The following is an 18780-nucleotide window of genomic DNA, read 5'->3' on the forward strand; positions in this document are numbered from 1 at the left end:
GAAATATTCTGGTTGTGTTCAAGAGTATGATTATATCTTTGGTAATGTGACACCAATTTGACCTTGGTATTTTCCACCACGGTCTTTGTAGCTGGTTTCGCAGACTTCGTCAGACTCCAAGAACAATACTTGCGCACAGCCTTCACCTGCGTAAATTTTGGCGGGCAAGGGGGTCGTGTTACTAAATTCCAGTGTGACATAGCCTTCCCACTCCGGTTCAAACGGCGTCACGTTCACAATAATGCCGCAACGTGCGTAAGTGGATTTACCCAGGCAAACCGTGAGTACTGAGCGCGGGATACGGAAATATTCAACCGTCCGTGCCAGAGCAAACGAATTAGGCGGGATGACACAATAGCCTTTGCCCGAGACTTCGACAAATGACTGTGGATCAAATTCCTTCGGGTCAACAATGGTGCTGTTGATGTTGGTAAATACGCGGAATTCGTCCGCACAGCGGATATCGTAGCCATAAGAGGAAGTGCCATAAGACACAATTTTTTGACCATTCACCTCACGCACCAGATTCGGCTCAAACGGCTCAATCATGCCGTGTTGTTCAGCCATCCTGCGTATCCATTTATCCGACTTAATGCTCATTACGATATCCAGTCATTTGCGTCCTAAACGCATGTAATAAAGAGAAAAAAGCGGAGTTTAAACTCCGCTTTTAGTGAGTGCAAATAATAACAACAATTACTGTTAAATTTGCAATTTTTTTAGGCTTGGTGGCGAATTAATTCCGCCCTGGTGTATGAACACCACAGGATTATTTATCGCCGCCTAATTCAATGCTATAGCGCCAGAACTGGTCTTCAGCTTCAAAAATCACTTTAGACGCTTCTGGATCACGGCTGCCAGCAGGATACTGATGTACTGGACGCTTGTCTTCTGCCCAGGCTTTCACGACTGGATCTACCAGGCGCCATTGGGCTTCAGCTTCTGAGATGTGCAGGTAGTTGGAGTTGTCACCTTGCATCAGGTTGAGCAACAGCGCCTCGTAAGCATCTACAGAGTCATCCGAATCCCAGCGGTTGGCAGCATCCAGTTGGATGGTGCGGGTTTGTACATCCAGGCCAGGAATCTTGGACTGGATTTCAAGCTTGATGCACTCACGTGGCTGGATACCAATAATCAGCCAGTTCTGGTCCTGATCATTGATTTGCAACGGCGCTTTTTTGAAGCGGATAGAAATGCGGGTGTCGGCTTCGTGCAAGCGTTTTGCCGTACGGATGTAGAACGGCACGCCTTTCCAGCGTGGGTTGTCAATAAACAGTTTCAAGGCAGCATAGGTTTCTACCACGCTGTCAGTGTTGCCCAGTTCTTCGAGGTAGCCTGGTACTTTTTCGCCATTGATTTCACCTGCGCTATATTGCGCGCGGAAAGCATGCTTTTCCAGTTCGTTGACTGGGATCGGACGAATCTGCTCCAGCAACTTGATCTTGGCGTCACGCACGCCTTCTGGGGTCAGGTCTTTTGGCAGCTCCATGGCGGTGAGGGCCAGCGTCTGTAAAATATGGCTTTGCAGCATGTCGCGCAGGGCACCTGTGCTGTCGTAGAACTGCGTGCGGTCACCTACACCCAGCATTTCGGTGTTGGTGATTTGCACGTGGTCAATATACTGGTTGTTCCAGATCGGCTCTAACACGGTGTTGGTAAAGCGTTGCAGCAAGATATTTTGCAATGCAGATTTACCCAGATAGTGGTCGATACGGTAGATCTGGCTTTCTTTCAGGTGCTTGGTGATTGCCGCTTGCAGTTCTTTGGCAGAGGGCAGGTCGGTACCAAATGGCTTCTCGATCACCACACGGCGCCAGTATTTGTCTTCTTGAGTCAGGCCAACATTCGCCAAGGATTCAACCACTGGAGCGAAGTCCACCGGACGCACAGACAGGAAGTAAGCCAGGTTTTGCGGGAATACTTTTTCGTCGCTCAGCGTGGCTTTCAGTTTATTGAAAGCATCTGGGTCAGTCGGCGGGTTGGCATGGTAAAAGTTACGGGCAATAAAACGCTCAAAGACTTTTTGGTCGTAACCTTTTTTGAATTTGGCATCCAGCATGGATTTGATGTCCGCACGCCAGGCATCCAGATCAACCACTTGACGGCCAACGCCGATAATTTTCATGTCATCAGGCAGGCGGCCCAGCAGGTCGAGCCTGAACAAACCAGGATACAGTTTTACGCGGGCCAGGTTGCCACTTGCGCCAAACAATACCAGGGTGCATGGATCAATTTTATTCGTCATTTCTAACCTTAAGATAAAAATGTAAACGGGAAAGGGCTAGCCTTTCCCATATGTCTATGATTCGCGCGATTAAGTTCTCAAACTTAGTCGTGTCAGCATGTCGCTCTCAACAAATAAGCAAAAAGCCTCTCATGGTGAGAGGCTTGTTCACTTACTTGGTTTTTACTGAGTGACCACCGAATGCATTACGCATCAGTGACAGCAGTTTGTAGCTGTAGCCTTCTGAGTCCTGGCTACGGAAACGTGCTTGCAATGCAGTAGTCAGCACTGGCGCTGCCACACCTTGCTCAACCGCTTCAACCACGGTCCAGCGGCCCTCACCAGAGTCAGCCACGTAAGGTGCAATTTCTTGCAGGCTTTGGTCTTGTTTCAGGGCTTCAGCAGTCAAGTCAAGCAACCAGCTACGCACCACGGAGCCATGACGCCACAATTCAGTGATTTGTGCCAGATCCAGATTGAACTCTTCTTTACCTTTGATCAGGTCCAGGCCTTCAGCAAACGCTTGCATCATGCCGTATTCGATACCGTTGTGGATCATTTTAGTGAAGTGACCAGAACCCACTGGACCGACGTGCGCCCAGCCGCGATCAGCGTGGGTCAATGCCTGTGCGTAAGGTGCCAACACATCTGCAAATTGTTTTTCGCCGCCGTACATCAGGCAGTAGCCGTTGTCCAGGCCCCATACGCCACCGGAAGTACCACAGTCGATAAAGCCGATACCATGTTCAGCCAACATTGCGCCACGGCGCTGACTATGCTTGTAGTTTGAGTTGCCGCCATCGACGATGATGTCGCCTTTGTTCAGCAGGGGGATCAAATCTTTGATTTGGTTTTCGGTGATTTCGCCAGCTGGCAACATCAACCAGACAATTTTTTGGCCTTCGAGTTTGCTCACTGCATCAGCAACAGAAGTCGCTGCTTCCAAGCCTTCTTCTTTAACCAGACGGTTAACGAACTCGGTGTTAAAGTCAAAACCAACCACGTTAATTTTGTGACGCAGCAAGCGAGCAGCCATGTTACCGCCCATTTTGCCCAAGCCAATCATTGCTAATTTCATTCGGATTTTCCTATGGTATGAGGAGAGTTTAAGAGACACCCATCTTTTGGATGGCATGAACCCGATCAGTGCTTCGGATAATTTTGCAGAATTATCATGTCGAGTCAGCTATAATTATAACAAATGCAGTCACGGTCTAAAAGGCTGCGCACGCTTTTTTGTATTGTTTTTTACAGGTTTTCTATGTCTTTGAATGTTCAAACCCGTTGGCACTCGTTTCAATCCCAGGAAGAAATCAACCAGGCAGCACTCAACCGGATATTGGCGGCAGCAGACGCTGCCATTGCCAAATACGGCAGTTTTCTGATTGTGCTGGCTGGCGGCAGTACGCCTAAAGCCGTTTATCAGTTACTGGCAAAAGCCAATGCGGACTGGTCCAAGTGGCATGTCTACCACAATGATGACCGCTGTTTGCCGGTCGATCATGCTGACCGCAACAGCAAAATGGCGCGTGATGCCTGGTTAAGCCATGTGGCGATTCCAGAAAGTCAGATTCACGACATTCCGGCAGAGCTAGGCAATGTGGCAGGCGCGCTGGCCTACAGTGAAATTCTGCAAGGGGTACGCACCTTTGACCTGGTGATTTTGGGGCTGGGTGAGGATGGGCATACCGCCAGTTTATTCCCAGGCCAGGCGGTTGATAACAGTGCCGATGCTGTGCCAGTGTTCAACTCTCCCAAGCCGCCTGCGGACCGCATTACCATTAGCCAACAGCGGCTGAATGATACGCATGAAGTCATGTTCCTGGTGACGGGGGCGGGTAAGCAGGAGGCGGTGGATAACTGGCGTCAAGGCGTCGCGATTCCGGCCACATTGATTCAATCGCCCAATGGTGTGGATGTCTATTGCTTTGGCGTCGTGTTGAAATAAAAATGCACCAATAAAAAACGTAAGCTGTAAAACGCTCATTGAGATACCCTCATAGATTCTTCTATGAGGGTTTTTTATTTGCAGCCTGTGTTAACAACCAGAGGAGTTGACTGTGACAGTGGGCGTTGCGCCAAAACTTAATGCGTATTGATAGTTAACGCTGCACATGGCAGGGTTGGGTGTATTTGCAATATAAAACGAAGTAAACAAGATATTGCTGGTATCCATTTGAAAACCGGAAAACGTCATCCACAAACTGATGTGGGAGCCGTCCATGTTTGAGGTTGGATAGCCGTTATACATGGCTCTTAAAGTCGGGTCGTCGGGCGAAGCAATGACTTCGTTTGACCAGTCTGCGACATTGCAACCCTCTGTGATAAAACATTGGGCATGAGCCATTTGCATTGCGCTTTTTACGGAGCCAGCCAACGCATTAAGGGAGGCAATGCGCGCGTTTTTATCAACACTCGCAAAACGCGGCAAAGCGGTGGCTGCCAAAATAGCCAGAATGGCGATGGTCGTGACCACTTCTACCAGCGTAAAACCGGTGAAATACCTCTTAGTGATGGCCGTTGGTCTCTGATGATGCTTCATGATTGCTTGGTGCATTGTTTGCGATATCGCTGGAAATCAGTAGCGATTCGTGGGCTTAGCCAACATGTGCTCGCTTAAATGGCAATAAAACTTAAGATAACAAAATTAAATGCATATTGAAGTGATAAAAAGAATAGTTAAATAAATTTTAACCGGCTATTTGCATGGACTGCACTCCCTCAGTTCAACGGGGAATTAAAAGCGTTAGCTGAGCGTGACTAAGGCTTTAAGTCAGCCTTTGAGCCAGATTAAAAAGGGGGGGGCTACTCTAATTAGTCGTGCTGACTGTCTGTAGGGATTTTTCTTGCAGTAGTTTTTCGAGCAGTGCGATTTGCTGTTGCTGCAACTGAATCAGATCCTGCCACTGTTGCTCGCGCAAACCATCCATTTTTTCGTGCAGTAACAAAATTTCCAGCTCCGCTTTCAAATTCACTTCGTAATCATGCTCGGCCTGGCGGCGGTCTATCTCGGCCTGCCGGTTTTGTGACATCAGGATAATCGGTGCCTGAATCGAGGCTAGCATCGATAAAAACAGGTTGAGCAGAATGTAAGGGTAGGGGTCAAACGCGCGGTCATAACGCAACAGAATGACTGAGTTTAAAATGACCCAGCAGATCAATATCAGGATAAATATAAAGATAAACGTCCATGAACCACCAAAGCGAGCCATGGCATCGGCTGCACGTTGACCCGGGCTAGGGGTTTCGTGTGTATGGTGAGGTGCAAGATTGCGGGAGAGGGGGTGGCGGTCGGTCAGATGCCTGGCCACCCGCTGCATGTGCTCATCCATGGCCTCATATTGCGCCCCCATCAATTCTTCGGCGATATGGTGTTCACGCAATGCCATCGTTTTTTCCTTTGAGTGAGGCGCCATCCATCTTGATCAGATGTGATCAATCAGGTTTTTTGAATCACGATATTGGGGAATTTGGCACTGTGATCCAGGCTGGCAATCGCGATTTTGCTTGCCGCTTTACGTGCAATCTCTTTATAAGTCTCCGCAATTGCGCTATCTGGATTTGCCACCACGGTAGGCTGCCCACCATCCGCTTGGATGCGGATGCTCATATCCAAAGGCAAACTGCCAAGTAAATCCACGTTGTAATCTTTAGCCATTAATGCACCGCCGCCAGCGCCAAAAATATGTTCTTCATGGCCGCAGTTGGAACAAATATGCGTACTCATGTTTTCCACAATGCCTAAAATCGGGATGCCCACTTTCTCAAACATTTTGAGTCCCTTGCGCGCATCCAGCAGGGCGATGTCTTGCGGGGTGGTGACGATGATCGCACCTGTGACCGGGATTTTTTGTGCCAGGGTCAGCTGGATGTCGCCCGTGCCAGGAGGTAGGTCAATCACCAGGTAATCAAGATCTTGCCAGCGGGTATCTCGCAGCAATTGCTCCAGTGCACCGGTGACCATCGGTCCACGCCACACCATAGGCGTGTCGGTGTCAACCAGAAAGCCGATACTCATGGCCTGGATGCCATGCGCACGCATGGGTTCTATGCTCTTGCCATCGGCGCTATCCGGCCGGCCAGAAATGCCTAGCATCTGTGGCTGGCTAGGGCCGTAAATGTCGGCATCGAGCAAACCCACCGTGGCACCTTCAGCAGCCAGGGCCAAGGCCAGGTTGACCGAAGTGGTGGATTTGCCGACCCCGCCTTTGCCAGAGGCCACGGCAATGACGTTTTTCACGTTGGGTAATAAATTGACGCCACGTTGTACGCTGTGCGCCACAATGCGGCTGCCTACATTGACGGTGATGTTGCCGATGCCGTCTATGCTTTTTAACGCCTCGGTGATTTGTGCACGGATCAGGTCCAGCTGTGTAGCGGCAGGGTAGCCTAGCACCACATCCAGGCTGACATCATTGCCATTGACTTGTATATTTTTGATTGACTTGCTGCTGACAAAGTCCTTGCCAGTATTGGGGTCTATGCTCAGTTTGAGCGTGCTTTGAATCACAATGTCGCTGATGGTCATGCCTAGAGTTCCTACAGAAATGCCTGACTAATTAAATCAGGAATTCTACTCCAACGCTGTTTATTCGTCATGCAATCTCTGCGTTGGTCGTGGCTGGCTGTAAGCGCACACAAGGACTATGGTCAGGATAGTGTTTTTGAAAGGTCTCAAAGCAATGCGCCCAACTCCATTGGCTGCGTGCCTGCTCGCGTATGGCCTCCTTATCCAGCAATGAACACTGCACAATCGCTTGCGCAAGATCCTCGGTGAGAATGCCTGAAAAGCCGTGCTTGATGACATCCCTGGGGCCCGTCACGTCAAATGCCGCCACGGGCAGGCCGTTACACATGGCCTCTATCATCACAATGCCAAACGTATCGGTGCGGGAAGGGAAGGCAAACACATCGTGTTGGGCATAAAGGGCCGCCAGCGCCTTACCATATTGATAGCCAACAAAGTTGACGCGCGGGTATTTCTGCTTGAGTACGCTCAAATAAGGGCCATCGCCCGCAATGGTGATCTCAAACTGATCCTGAAACACACAAATGGCATCCAGGTTTTTTTCACGGCTGACCCGGCCAACATTCAAGACCCGCAGTTTGTGGCTGGCCGCTTGCGGCTGGGCAACGCTCAATAATTGCTCAGAAACCCCGCGTGACCAAATGACCAGATGCTTGAATCCATGCGTTTGCAGAGTCTGGCGCATACTTTCGGTAGTGACAAAAGTGGCATGTGCGCCCTGGTGAAACCAGCGTAAATAAGCATACGTCCAGCGCGCCGGAATCCGCCACATTAACTCAAGGTATTCAGGAAAACGGGTGTGATAAGACGTGGTAAATGCAATCCCGCGCGATTTGCACCAATGGCGTGCCACCAGGCCCATCACCCCCTCAGTGGCAATATGCAATTGTTTGGGCTGGATACGGTTAAGCGTACGCCATAAGCGAAAAGGTTGAATGTTTAGCTGAATTTCTGGATAAAACGGTAAAGGAATCCAGCGGTAAAGACTGGGATGCAATACACGAAACCGCAAGTTGCGGGATTTGGCCACCCGCCGCAGGTTTTTATAGGTCGTAGACACGCCATTGGTTTGCTGAAAAGTGTCCGTCACAATCAACATCGTCATCACACAAGCTCCACAACAAAGTTCAATGATCTTGCCAAGCCTGCATGACGGGTTTATGAACATCTCGCTTTAAAGCTGCGATAACCATTGTCCAGTTGATGATGCCTGCGCACATGCTTCATGGGTGTTCAGCTCGCTGTAAGCTTTGGCCATCCCCCGGTAAGTTAGGCGTAAGGCAGGCTTGTTAAGGTAGCCACATCGACGACAGCTGCACACCAGCCGCTAAAAGTCTCGGTAATACAAGCTTTTGATTCAGTTGAACAATAACTCTGGAGAACACGCATGAACAAACTACTTGCACTCACTTTGTTGGCTATCAGCTACACCCACCACGCTAATGCAGACACCTTGCTACAAACTGTGGATCAAGAAGGCGACTTCAAAACCTTTTTGCAAGCCGTGAAGACCGCTGGCCTGGAAAGTACGCTGAACGAAAAAGGCCCGATTACCCTGTTTGCCCCTAACGATGCTGCCTTTGCCAAGTTGCCTAAAGCAAAACTTAAAGCGTTAATGGCTAACCCAGCCGAGCTCAAAAAAGTGCTCAGCTACCATATCTACCCTGGCAAAATTACCTCGGCAGACGTGAGTGCCGGCAAGGTTAAATCGCTAGAAGGCGCAGATTTGAAATTAACAGTAGGCGATGGCGTGAAAGTGGAAAACGTCAAAGTCATTGGTGATGAAATCAATGCTGATAACGGTGTGATCCATACCATGAGTGCGGTGCTGATTCCAAAAGGCTAGAACACTTTTAGTTATTAAATTTCATTTGCAGAATGCTCGTTTGATCAAGGCTTCTGCAAATGAATAGCCTTTTTATTCAACCAATCCATCCAGCTTTTTAGGCCGAAACTCCTCATTCAAAGTCTCAAAAGCAGACCGTTTGGCCTTCATTTAGGTTTGAAGTATCACCTGTGCAGCCATTTCCGCTTCTTCATCTGCCGGAATGACGAGGATGGGTTTCGATGTGGTTTCACTGATCCAGGCTTGATGGGTTTGGTTGGCGTTTGGGGACAAACGAAAGCCTAAAAATGACAGCGGGTCACAAATGAGTGTTCTGATTTGGCTGGCGTGTTCGCCTATGCCTCCTGTAAACACCAATGCATCAATGCCGCCTGCTTTCGCGGCATAACTGCCTATCATGGCGCGCACGCTACGCGCAAAGTAATCCACCGCAAATTTTGCGGCAGGGCTGTCGCTTTCAAGCAGGGTTTGAATGTCGCTACTTTCGCCGTTAGAGAGCGCGAGCAGGCCGCTTTGATGAAAAATAAGATCCTCTAATTGTGTGTGATCCAATTCTTTTGCCAGTGCCAGCATCACGCCGGGATCCAGGTCGCCACTGCGCGTCGCCATCGGGATGCCGCCTGCTGTGCTGTAACCCATGCTGGTATCGACAGATTGCAGATTTTCAAGCAGGCATAAACTGCATCCGCTGCCAAGATGGGCCACAACGATGTGGCCTTGCGTGATCGTATGGTCCAGCAATCCAGGTAGCTGCTTGGCGATATGCGCATAATTCAAACCATGAAAGCCAAATCGACGTAGCTGCGCTGATTCGGGGATGGCGTAGCGGTATGCCAATGCTGGCAGGTTGTAATGAAAACCATTGTCAAAACATGCCCACTGCGACAGTCGGGGGTGGCCGGAATAGTGAGTTGCACAAAGCCTGACCCCAAGCAAGTTGAGTGGGAGATGCAACGGTGCGAACGAAACCAGTGTTTCAAGACGATCTTGCTCTTCCACCGTCAGTAAACGCGCCGTGTCCTCAATATGGCCACCAAACACAAAACGGTGGGCGATACGGGTTGGACGGGCAGCCCCCAACTCTGCAAAAAGCTGTTTAAATGCAGACTCAAAGCCCTCTATGACGGGAAGGTTTGGGTCGATACGATAATGGTAATTCTGGCGGGCTTTGTCAGATGCAAAGTAGGCCGCTTTGAGGCTGGATGAGCCGCAGTTGATCACCAGTAAAGACTGGTCATCATTCAACATGTTTTGCGTGCTTACTTCTGCCATTGCCACTCATCCTCTTCAGGCATATCCACGCCATGCTCATAGGCGTATTCACAGCAGGCGAGCTGGCGGTTCAGGAGTTCCTCTTGCACATGGGCACCGATATTGCGTAGGCCGGGGATACGGTAAATGGCCTCAATGGCCAGGCTGAAACGGTCAATCTTGTTCTGGATGGCCAGCTCTAGCGGTGTGTTGATACTGCCTTTTTCGCGATAGCCCCTCACATGCAGGTTTGCGTGATTGGCGCGCCGGTAAGTGAGCCTGTGAATCAGGTAGGGGTAGCCGTGAAAATTGAACAAGATGGGCTTGTCCGTGGTAAACAGGCGGTCAAATTCCTTATCGGATAAGCCATGCGGATGCTCGCTATCCGGGGTCAATTTATATAAATCGACGACATTGATAAAGCGGATTTTTAGCGCAGGGAAGTGGTGCATGAGCAGCTGGGTGGCAGCAAGCGCCTCTTTGGTCGGAATGTCGCCCGCACATGCCATAATCAAGTCGGGTTCACTGCCCGCGTCGCTGCTGGCCCAGTCCCAAATCCCCAGCCCCTTTGCGCAATGAATGGTCGCACTGTCAATATCCAGATACTGAAGGTGTTTTTGTTTGTCGCAGACAATCACATTGATGTAATCAGTGCTGCGCAAACAGTGATCCGCCACTGAGAGCAAACAGTTGGCATCGGGGGGTAAATAGATGCGGGTAATTTCCGCGCTTTTGTTGGCGACCAGATCCAGGAATCCCGGGTCCTGATGCGTAAAGCCGTTATGGTCTTGCCGCCAGACCGTGGACGTAATCAATAAATTCAATGAAGAAACCGGCGCACGCCAACTGACTTTTTTCGACATCTCCAGCCATTTGGCATGCTGGTTAAACATAGAGTCGATTACATGTACGAATGACTCGTAAGTGGATAGAAAACCGTGCCTGCCTGTTAATAAATAGCCTTCCAGCCAACCTTCCAGCGTGTGCTCAGACAAATACTCCATGACTTTGCCATCTGCCGCCAGCTCACCGCTATCGTCATCTTCAGGCAATCTATCCGCCAGCCAGGTCTTTTTGCTGGCGGTGTACACGTCCTGCAGTTTGTTCGAGCTGGTTTCATCCGGGCCAAATACGCGAAAATTGTTGGGGTTGGCCGATATCACATCACGCAGCATGCAACCCAGCGGTTGCGTATTGGAGTGAAGGGCGCCTTCTGCCCGTGATGCCATGACAGCGTACTGGCGGTAGTCTGGTAAAGCCAGCGGCTGGCGCAACAGTCCGCCATTGGCATGCGGATTGGCACTCATGCGCCTGGTGCCGCGTGGCGCTAACTCAGCCAGCTCAGGCAATAGATGCCCCTCTGCATCAAATAAGCTTTCAGGTTGATAGCTGCGCAACCACGATTCCAATTGCGCAAGATGTTCAGGGTTCTCCGCAGGTTTGCTGATAGGCACTTGATGCGCGCGCCAGCTGTTTTCCACTTGATGCCCCTCCACTGTTTTGGGGCCAGTCCAGCCTTTGGGGCTGCGTAATACAATCATGGGCCAGCGAGGGCGGCTGGTATCATTGTTGGTTCTCGCGTTTTTCTGGATATCCTTAATTGACTGAATAGCGGCTTCAAGCGCTTGCGCCATCTCCTGATGCATGCGCTCGGGATCATTCCCCTCCACAAAAATGGGTGTCCAGCCATAGCCTTTGAGCAACTCTTCGAGTTCCTGGTGTGATATACGCGCCAACACGGTGGGATTGTTGATTTTGTAGCCATTGAGATGCAACACCGGTAACACCGCCCCATCCCGAATAGGGTTCAGGAACTTGTTTGAATGCCATGCGGTGGCTAAGGGGCCAGTCTCCGCCTCACCATCACCGACCATCACAGCGACCAATAAATCCGGATGATCGAACGCAGCCCCAAAGGCATGCGAAAGGCTGTAGCCCAGTTCACCGCCTTCATGAATGGAGCCCGGCAATTCAGGCGTGCAATGGCTGCCAAATCCTCCTGGAAACGAAAAGTCTTTGAAGAAAGCACGCATACCCAGTTCGGTTTGGGCTTTGTCTGGGTAGATTTCGCTATAAGTGCCTTCCAGATAGGCCGGAGCGAGTACGCCGGGTGCACCATGTCCAGGCCCTGCCAGAAAAATCGCATTCAGGTCGTATTTTTTGATCATGCGATTGATATGGATGTAAGTGAAGCTAAGACCTGGACTGGAACCCCAATGGCCGAGTGGCCGTTGTTTGAGATGACAAGCTTCCAGCGGCTTTTTTAACAGCGGGTTGTCCTGCAAGTAAATCATCCCCGCAGCCAAAAAATTACACGCCGACCAATAACGATTGATGCGGTTGAGTTCATTTTGATCTAATAAAACCCTGTGTTCAGTCATATGCGCAACCCTCTCATTTTCACTGATCATTTGAGTAGTATGTCACTCACTATGGCAAATGGTTTGGTATAAATCAAAAGAAACTACTTTGAAATAGCAATGCCAGCAGCACGCTGCTTCCAGGAATCTGTTTCTAACCCACTTGTAAAGTGTAGAAGTAAGCTGCACTGAATGTGAGCAAAGACTGAGGAATAAGCTTTACGTGGCAATCATTGAAATAGATACGGAGTAAATCGCGGAAAGTGCGTGCTGTTTGCTAAAATAGCGCTTTTACTTTCAATCCTGTTGTCATGACACGCAAAATTCTGGTCACTTCTGCACTCCCTTATGCCAATGGCAGCATCCATCTAGGCCATTTGGTGGAATATATTCAAACTGATATCTGGGTGCGTTTTCAAAAGATGCAGGGCCACACTGTGCATTATGTTTGCGCGGATGATACGCATGGCACGCCGATTATGTTGCGTGCTGAAAAAGAGGGCATTACGCCTGAGGCGTTGATCGAGAAAGTCCACGCTGAACATAGCAGCGACTTTGCTGAATTTTTGGTGCAGTTTGACAACTATTACTCGACCAATTCGCAAGAAAACCGCGAACTGGCGTCTGGCATTTATAGAGCGCTCAAGGCCAACGGCAAAATTGCCAGCAAAACGATTGAACAATATTTTGATCCGGTGAAAAGCATGTTTTTGCCGGACCGCTTTATCAAAGGCGAATGCCCTAAATGTCATGCTAAAGACCAATATGGGGATAACTGTGAAGTGTGCGGCGCAACTTACAGCCCGACTGACCTGATTAATCCATTCTCGGCAGTGTCCGGGGCAACGCCAGTGCGTAAGGAAACAGAGCATTACTTTTTCAAACTGAGCGAGTGCGCTGACTTTTTGCGTGACTGGACCCGATCCGGCACCTTGCAAGCCGAAGCGGCCAACAAGATGAGTGAGTGGGTGGGCGAGGTGGGGGAGAACAAACTCTCTGACTGGGATATTTCGCGCGATGCACCTTATTTTGGCTTTGAGATCCCGGATGCGCCAGGCAAGTATTTTTATGTCTGGCTGGATGCGCCCATTGGTTACATGGCCAGCTTTAAAAACCTGTGCGCCAAGGCCGGGATTGATTTTGATGAGTATTGGAAAAAGGATTCTTCTACCGAGTTGTACCATTTTATCGGCAAGGATATTCTGTATTTTCATGCCTTGTTCTGGCCAGCCACGCTGGAATATTCCGGTCACCGCACACCTACACAGGTGTTTGCGCATGGCTTTTTGACTGTGAACGGCGAAAAAATGTCCAAGTCGCGCGGCACGTTTATCACGGCGCGCAGCTACCTCGAGCACGTCAAAAATCCTGAGTATTTGCGTTACTACTATGCCGCTAAACTGAATGGCAGCATGGAAGATATCGACCTCAACCTGGAAGATTTTGTTGCCCGGGTAAATAGTGACCTGGTGGGCAAATATATCAATATCGCCAGCCGTACGGCAGGGTTTATCGCCAAGAAGTTTAATAATCAGGTCATTCCGGCGCAGCATGCTGTGATTGATGAAATGCGTGCCGCTGCGCCTACGATTGCCGAAGCCTTTGCTGCACGTGACTTTGCGCGTGCCTTGCGTGAAATCATGAAGTTGACCGATGCGGCGAATGGGTATGTCGCCGAAGCGGCACCTTGGGTGGTGGCCAAAGACGAAAGCAAGGCTGCAGAGTTGCACACCATTTGCAGTAACGCGCTGGAAATGTTCCGTCTGTTGACGATTTACCTGAAGCCCGTGTTGCCAAACATCGCTAGTGCGGTAGAGCAGTTTTTGAGTATTCCAGCTTTGCAGTGGTCGCATGTGAACCAAGGGCTGGCTGCGCAAACGATCCAGGCATATAGCCACATGGTGACGCGCCTGGAGGCCAAGCAGATTGAGGCGATGGTCGAAGCCAATAAAGAAAGCCTGCAAGCCGCTGCGCCAGCGGCCACTGAAGCCAAAACGACTGCTAAAGCTGAAGCCAAAGTGGAAAACAAGGCTGCCGAAGAAGGCGCTTATATTTCAATTGATGACTTTGCCAAGGTGGATCTGCGGATTGCCAAGATTGTCAGCGCCGAACATGTGGAAGGCGCTGAGAAGTTGCTGAAGTTGCAATTGGATATTGGTGAGGAGAAACCGCGTCAGGTGTTTGCCGGTATCAAGGCTGCCTACGATCCGGCGACGCTGGTTGGCCGGTTGACTGTGATGGTGGCTAACCTGGCACCACGCAAAATGAAATTCGGCATGAGTGAGGGGATGGTGCTGGCGGCCAGTGATGAGCAGGGTGGCCCTTATATCCTCTCGCCTGATAGTGGTGCGCAAGCAGGCATGCGTGTGAAATAAGCCGTTGTTGGAATTGGCGTCTGCCTTAATCAGGGCAAGCGCCTTTGCGCAAAATCAAGCATGAGTGGGCTTTTTTCTGCTTTAATCGTGATTTGGAAAGTAAGCTAACACATTGATTTATATTATATTCAATCATATAATATAAAGTTATAGATTGTTTCACGGATGCTCCATCACCCAATGGCAACCCCTTTAGCAGTGAGCAGTGCAAATCCCTGGCAAGGGCTGGATATCCAGTCCGAGTGGGAGCGGTTTAGTCAGCGCGATGCTTCTGCAAATGAGGTATGGACCTCGCATGTCTGGGTCGACAACATGCATTGCGCCGCCTGTAGTGGCCGCATAGAGCAGACCATGAAACAAATGCGCGGCGTGCTGGCTGTGCATGCCAGTGCGGCTTCCAAACGCGTCCGCGTGGTTTGGGATGCCCGCCAGATTTCTCCCTCCCAATGGTTTGCTGGTCTCAATGAGATTGGCTATCCCGCCCTCCCGCTTAACGAATACAACGCCATCAGTGACAGAACGGTGCAACAGCGCAAGATGCTGTGGCGGCTGGTGGTTGCCGTATTTTGCATGATGCAAGTCATGATGTATGCCTATCCCACCTATTGGACAGGCAGCAATGACATGGCCCCCGATATGGTGCAGTTGATGAAGTGGGCATCATGGGTGTTGACGCTGCCGGTCATGCTGTTTTCTGCGACGCCATTTCTTTCCCAGGCTTGGACCAGCCTCAAGCAGCGCCAATTAGGCATGGATGTGCCCGTGTCGCTAGGTATCCTGGCGGCCTTTATCATGAGCACCTTGGCGACCTTTGTGCCAGGCGGCTGGTGGGGCGATGTGGTGTATTACGATTCACTGACCATGTTTGTGAGCTTTTTACTGGTTGGCCGCTGGCTGGATGTGAAGCTGCGCAACCGCACGGCAGGCGCGCTGGAAAACATGATGCGGCGTTTGCCGCATGCCGTACTTAAGAAAAATGAAACCGGTGAATGGGTGCAAATTGCCGCCAGCAATATTAATGTCGGCGATGTGCTATATGTGCGTCCGGGTGAGGTGTTTGCCGCAGACGGCAAGATCCTCGCTGGGAACACCAGTGCCGATGAGTCCATGCTAACCGGTGAGTCTGAGCCAGTGTTGAAACCTGCTGGCGCCACGGTAATTGCCGGCTCTGGCAACCTGACTTCTGCCATTGAAATGCAAGTGGAGCAGGTGGGTGAGGGTACGCAGTACCATGCGCTGGTCAATCTGATGGCTTCTGCCTCGACCGAAAAACCTGGGATCGCCTTGTTAGCAGATAAAGTTGCGCAACCCTTTTTGTGGGGTGTGTTACTGGCTGCGTTATATGCCCTGATTTTCTGGTGGACCACCGACCCGGCTAAAGCGATTATGTCGGCGGTGGCGGTACTGGTGGTGACCTGCCCTTGTGCCTTGTCGCTGGCGACCCCTGCTGCCATGCTGGCGAGTGCTGGCACGTTTGCCAAGGGCGGTGTGCTGATCCGCCGTTTACAGGCGATCCAGGCGCTCAGTGAAATTGACACCATTGTGTTTGACAAGACTGGCACCCTGACTGAGAGCTTGCAAGAGGTGAGTCTGGTCGAGGTGGCGCCCGCGCAAGACCGCATGGCGTTGTTAGATATCATCGCCAGCATGAGCCGCGATTCACTGCATCCGGTGGCGCAGGCGTTGCATGTGTTTGCCACCCGCCAAGACGCGAGTGACCTGCTTGAATTGCAAGATTGGCAAGAAATTGTGGGTGGTGGCATGTCTGCGACCTTGATCACAAAAACCGGCGAGACGATGCCTTTAAAATTGGGCAATGCTGAGTTTTGCGGCATTGCGGTGAAGCCGGAACATGAAGCATTACGGACGGTCTATCTGGCCAGCAACGGCCAGATGCTGGCGACATTGGCATTGTCAGAGCAAGTAAAGCCACACGCCAAGGCGGCGGTTTCACAATTAATTGCATCCGGGCTTGATATTCAGCTGTTATCTGGTGATAGAATAGCGGCCGTTAAAAACCTTGCATCGCAACTGGGTATTCAGCGCGCAGCAGGGTTACAAAAAGCAGAAGATAAGCTGCAGCATGTCAAGCAGCTGCAACAACAGGGGCGGAAAGTGTTGATGGTTGGTGATGGTTTGAATGACGGCCCTGTCATTGCAGCAGCGCATACTTCTATTGCAATGGGTTCCGGCGTCCCTTTGACGCAGGCACAGGCCGATATGGTGGTGTTGGGCAATGATATCGGCGTGCTGGTTTCGCTCATTTCGCACTGCAAGAAAACCATCCTCATCGTAAAACAGAATTTGTTGTGGGCGGCGTTGTATAACGCGGCCGGGGTGCCTTTGGCGATTATGGGGCTGCTACCTGCCTGGTTAGCCGGGTTGGGGATGGCGGCCAGTTCGTTACTGGTGCTGTTAAATGCATTGCGATTGACCGACTGGGATAAGTCGGCCTGGCAGAAAGGTTAGGCATCGCTCAATGGAAATTGCATATTTACTGATCCCACTGGCCGTGTTGCTGGTGTTTGTGATTTTGGGTGGCTTGTGGTGGGCCATTCAAACCGGGCAATTTGAAGACCTGGAGGAAGAGGGGTCCAGAATTCTCGAGCAGGATTAGGAATTCTCAAGCAGGACCGGGGATTCTTGAGCAGTATTGATGTGAGTCAAATCAAATTTGTGACATCTCTGAGAAGATCAGGGTGAACAACTAGAAGTTTTTTTAGTGTTGGGTGTTTGTTTTAATCATTGGGAGAAATCCATGCAAAATGCAACCGTGAAGGCTGCGACCTACAACGATAGTGTAGTCCGCCAGTTCGCAATCATGGCAGTGGTTTGGGGTGTTGTGGGTACACTGATGGGCGTGATTGTTGCGTCCCAGCTGGTGTGGCCAGAGCTGAACCTGGGCCTGCCGTTTACCTCTTTTGGCCGCTTGAGACCACTGCATACCAACGCAGTGATTTTCGCGTTTGGTGGCTGTGCGTTGTTCGCGACTTCGTACTATGTCGTGCAACGTACCTGCCAGACACGTTTGTTTAGCGACAAATTGAGTAGTTTTACTTTTTGGGGCTGGCAAGCGGTGATTGTTTCCGCAGCGATTTCCCTGCCATTGGGTTATACCCAAGGTAAGGAATACGGTGAACTGGAATGGCCAATCGATATCCTGATTGCCTTGGTATGGATTGCTTATGCAATTAACTTCTTCGGTACCATCGGTATCCGTAAAGTGAAACATATCTATGTAGCTAACTGGTTCTACGGTGCATTTATCCTGGCGGTGGCTTTGTTGCACATCGTTGAAAGTGCAGCGATTCCAGCTGGTTTCATGAAGTCCTACTCTGCTTATGCCGGCGTACAAGATGCGATGGTGCAGTGGTGGTATGGTCACAACGCGGTTGGTTTCTTCCTGACTGCAGGCTTCCTGGGCATGATGTACTACTTTGTGCCTAAGCAAGCTGAGCGTCCAGTGTACTCTTACAGCTTGTCTATCGTGCACTTCTGGGCATTGATCTTCACTTATATGTGGGCGGGTCCTCACCACCTGCATTACACCGCTTTGCCTGACTGGACACAGTCCTTGGGTATGGTGTTGTCCTTGATCCTGTTTGCACCAAGCTGGGGTGGCATGATCAACGGTATCATGACGCTGTCTGGCGCATGGCACAAACTGCGCACTGACCCTATCTTGCGCTTCCTGATTGTTTCCCTGTCTTTCTACGGCATGAGTACCTTTGAAGGTCCGATGATGGCGATCAAGACAGTGAACGCTTTGTCTCACTACACTGACTGGACCGTAGGTCACGTGCACTCTGGTGCTTTGGGCTGGGTTGGTTTCGTGTCTATCGGTTCCCTGTACTTCCTGATCCCACGTTTGTTTGGTCAAAAACAAATGTACAGCGTGAAAGCGATTGAAGTGCACTTCTGGATGGCAACCATTGGCGTGGTGTTGTACATTGCAGCGCTGTGGATCTCTGGCGTGATGGAAGGTCTGATGTGGCGTGCGATGAATGCTGACGGCACATTGGCATACACCTTCGTTGAGAGTGTGAAAGCCAAGTTCCCATACTACTTCACACGTGCTTTGGGTGGTTTCCTGTACATGAGTGGCCTGGTCATCATGTTGTGGAACACAATTAAAACAGCAACTAACGGCAAAGCGGCGACTGTAGAAGTGCCTGCTGTGGTTGCTCACGCTTAAG

At 50.5% G+C, this 18780-nt stretch carries 15 protein-coding genes; 6 read left to right on the forward strand and 9 right to left on the reverse strand.

Going from position 1 to position 18780, the window contains the following annotated elements:
* Window positions 1-30: 30 nt before the first annotated feature.
* The 3 genes from dcd to gnd form a co-directional block, all read right to left on the reverse strand.
* Window positions 31-600 (reverse strand): dCTP deaminase, encoded by a 570-nt coding sequence (dcd, locus tag ACIDF8_RS04680; RefSeq protein WP_412009426.1) that lies wholly within the window; start codon window positions 598-600, stop codon window positions 31-33.
* A gap of 169 nt (window positions 601-769) precedes the next feature.
* Window positions 770-2245, reverse strand: a complete 1476-nt coding sequence (gene zwf, locus ACIDF8_RS04685; RefSeq protein ID WP_412009427.1) for a glucose-6-phosphate dehydrogenase — start codon at window positions 2243-2245, stop codon at window positions 770-772.
* 151 nt (window positions 2246-2396) lie between these two features.
* Window positions 2397-3302, reverse strand: a complete 906-nt coding sequence (gnd, locus tag ACIDF8_RS04690; RefSeq protein WP_412009428.1) for a phosphogluconate dehydrogenase (NAD(+)-dependent, decarboxylating) — start codon at window positions 3300-3302, stop codon at window positions 2397-2399.
* Window positions 3303-3485: 183 nt separating this feature from the next.
* Between gnd and pgl the strand changes: the two genes are divergently transcribed.
* Window positions 3486-4172, forward strand: coding sequence for a 6-phosphogluconolactonase (pgl, locus tag ACIDF8_RS04695; protein ID WP_412009429.1), 687 nt, complete (start codon window positions 3486-3488; stop codon window positions 4170-4172).
* 90 nt (window positions 4173-4262) lie between these two features.
* Here the strand turns inward: pgl and ACIDF8_RS04700 are convergent, their stop codons facing one another.
* From ACIDF8_RS04700 to ACIDF8_RS04715, 4 genes are all read right to left on the reverse strand, one after another.
* Window positions 4263-4766: a prepilin-type N-terminal cleavage/methylation domain-containing protein gene (locus tag ACIDF8_RS04700; protein WP_412009430.1), complete on the reverse strand. Its 504-nt coding sequence runs from the start codon at window positions 4764-4766 to the stop codon at window positions 4263-4265.
* A gap of 268 nt (window positions 4767-5034) precedes the next feature.
* Window positions 5035-5613: a DUF1003 domain-containing protein gene (locus tag ACIDF8_RS04705; RefSeq protein WP_412009431.1), complete on the reverse strand. Its 579-nt coding sequence runs from the start codon at window positions 5611-5613 to the stop codon at window positions 5035-5037.
* A gap of 50 nt (window positions 5614-5663) precedes the next feature.
* Window positions 5664-6752 carry an iron-sulfur cluster carrier protein ApbC gene (gene apbC / locus ACIDF8_RS04710; RefSeq protein ID WP_412009432.1) on the reverse strand — a complete coding sequence of 363 codons (1089 nt, stop codon included), beginning with the start codon at window positions 6750-6752 and terminating at the stop codon, window positions 5664-5666.
* Between the two features lie 67 nt (window positions 6753-6819).
* Window positions 6820-7857, reverse strand: coding sequence for a glycosyltransferase family 4 protein (locus ACIDF8_RS04715; RefSeq protein WP_412009433.1), 1038 nt, complete (start codon window positions 7855-7857; stop codon window positions 6820-6822).
* Window positions 7858-8139: 282 nt separating this feature from the next.
* Here ACIDF8_RS04715 and ACIDF8_RS04720 point away from each other — a divergent pair, with 282 nt between their 5' ends.
* Window positions 8140-8598, forward strand: a complete 459-nt coding sequence (locus tag ACIDF8_RS04720) for a fasciclin domain-containing protein (RefSeq protein WP_379075736.1) — start codon at window positions 8140-8142, stop codon at window positions 8596-8598.
* 150 nt (window positions 8599-8748) lie between these two features.
* On the opposite strand, the gene ACIDF8_RS04725 is transcribed toward ACIDF8_RS04720, so the two are convergent.
* Both ACIDF8_RS04725 and ACIDF8_RS04730 read right to left on the reverse strand, forming a co-directional pair.
* Window positions 8749-9870 carry an acetate/propionate family kinase gene (locus tag ACIDF8_RS04725; RefSeq protein ID WP_412009434.1) on the reverse strand — a complete coding sequence of 374 codons (1122 nt, stop codon included), beginning with the start codon at window positions 9868-9870 and terminating at the stop codon, window positions 8749-8751.
* Window positions 9858-12230: a phosphoketolase gene (locus ACIDF8_RS04730; protein ID WP_412009435.1), complete on the reverse strand. Its 2373-nt coding sequence runs from the start codon at window positions 12228-12230 to the stop codon at window positions 9858-9860. Before ACIDF8_RS04730 ends, ACIDF8_RS04725 begins: the two co-directional genes overlap by 13 nt.
* A 290-nt stretch (window positions 12231-12520) precedes the next feature.
* Between ACIDF8_RS04730 and metG the strand changes: the two genes are divergently transcribed.
* The 4 genes from metG to ccoN all read left to right on the forward strand — a co-directional run bounded on the left by metG (window position 12521) and on the right by ccoN (window position 18779).
* On the forward strand, window positions 12521-14584 hold the full coding sequence (gene metG / locus ACIDF8_RS04735) for a methionine--tRNA ligase (protein ID WP_412009436.1): 2064 nt from the start codon (window positions 12521-12523) through the stop codon (window positions 14582-14584).
* A gap of 180 nt (window positions 14585-14764) precedes the next feature.
* A complete protein-coding gene (locus tag ACIDF8_RS04740) occupies window positions 14765-17053 on the forward strand; it encodes a heavy metal translocating P-type ATPase (RefSeq protein WP_412009437.1) in 2289 nt (762 codons plus the stop codon).
* A gap of 10 nt (window positions 17054-17063) precedes the next feature.
* Window positions 17064-17201: a cbb3-type cytochrome oxidase assembly protein CcoS gene (gene ccoS / locus ACIDF8_RS04745; RefSeq protein WP_194747968.1), complete on the forward strand. Its 138-nt coding sequence runs from the start codon at window positions 17064-17066 to the stop codon at window positions 17199-17201.
* Between the two features lie 141 nt (window positions 17202-17342).
* Complete coding sequence (ccoN, locus tag ACIDF8_RS04750) at window positions 17343-18779, forward strand: cytochrome-c oxidase, cbb3-type subunit I (protein WP_412009438.1); 1437 nt, start codon at window positions 17343-17345, stop codon at window positions 18777-18779.
* Window position 18780: the final 1 nt, after the last annotated feature.

The sequence above is a fragment of the Methylophilus sp. 3sh_L genome, assembly GCF_046766015.1.
Classification (GTDB): domain Bacteria; phylum Pseudomonadota; class Gammaproteobacteria; order Burkholderiales; family Methylophilaceae; genus Methylophilus.

Excerpts from the sequence above, each read along its gene's own strand:
- metG (WP_412009436.1), top strand. The coding sequence starts at position 12,521 with ATGACACGCAAAATTCTGGTCACTTCTGCACTCCCTTATGCCAATGGC.
- pgl (WP_412009429.1), top strand. The coding sequence starts at position 3,486 with ATGTCTTTGAATGTTCAAACCCGTTGGCACTCGTTTCAATCCCAGGAA.
- ACIDF8_RS04705 (WP_412009431.1), bottom strand. The coding sequence starts at position 5,613 with ATGGCATTGCGTGAACACCATATCGCCGAAGAATTGATGGGGGCGCAA.
- ACIDF8_RS04730 (WP_412009435.1), bottom strand. The coding sequence starts at position 12,230 with ATGACTGAACACAGGGTTTTATTAGATCAAAATGAACTCAACCGCATC.
- gnd (WP_412009428.1), bottom strand. The coding sequence starts at position 3,302 with ATGAAATTAGCAATGATTGGCTTGGGCAAAATGGGCGGTAACATGGCT.
- ccoS (WP_194747968.1), top strand. The coding sequence starts at position 17,064 with ATGGAAATTGCATATTTACTGATCCCACTGGCCGTGTTGCTGGTGTTT.
- dcd (WP_412009426.1), bottom strand. The coding sequence starts at position 600 with ATGAGCATTAAGTCGGATAAATGGATACGCAGGATGGCTGAACAACAC.
- apbC (WP_412009432.1), bottom strand. The coding sequence starts at position 6,752 with ATGACCATCAGCGACATTGTGATTCAAAGCACGCTCAAACTGAGCATA.
- ACIDF8_RS04715 (WP_412009433.1), bottom strand. The coding sequence starts at position 7,857 with ATGACGATGTTGATTGTGACGGACACTTTTCAGCAAACCAATGGCGTG.
- zwf (WP_412009427.1), bottom strand. The coding sequence starts at position 2,245 with ATGACGAATAAAATTGATCCATGCACCCTGGTATTGTTTGGCGCAAGT.
- ACIDF8_RS04740 (WP_412009437.1), top strand. The coding sequence starts at position 14,765 with ATGGCAACCCCTTTAGCAGTGAGCAGTGCAAATCCCTGGCAAGGGCTG.
- ccoN (WP_412009438.1), top strand. The coding sequence starts at position 17,343 with ATGCAAAATGCAACCGTGAAGGCTGCGACCTACAACGATAGTGTAGTC.
- ACIDF8_RS04725 (WP_412009434.1), bottom strand. The coding sequence starts at position 9,870 with ATGGCAGAAGTAAGCACGCAAAACATGTTGAATGATGACCAGTCTTTA.
- ACIDF8_RS04700 (WP_412009430.1), bottom strand. The coding sequence starts at position 4,766 with ATGAAGCATCATCAGAGACCAACGGCCATCACTAAGAGGTATTTCACC.
- ACIDF8_RS04720 (WP_379075736.1), top strand. The coding sequence starts at position 8,140 with ATGAACAAACTACTTGCACTCACTTTGTTGGCTATCAGCTACACCCAC.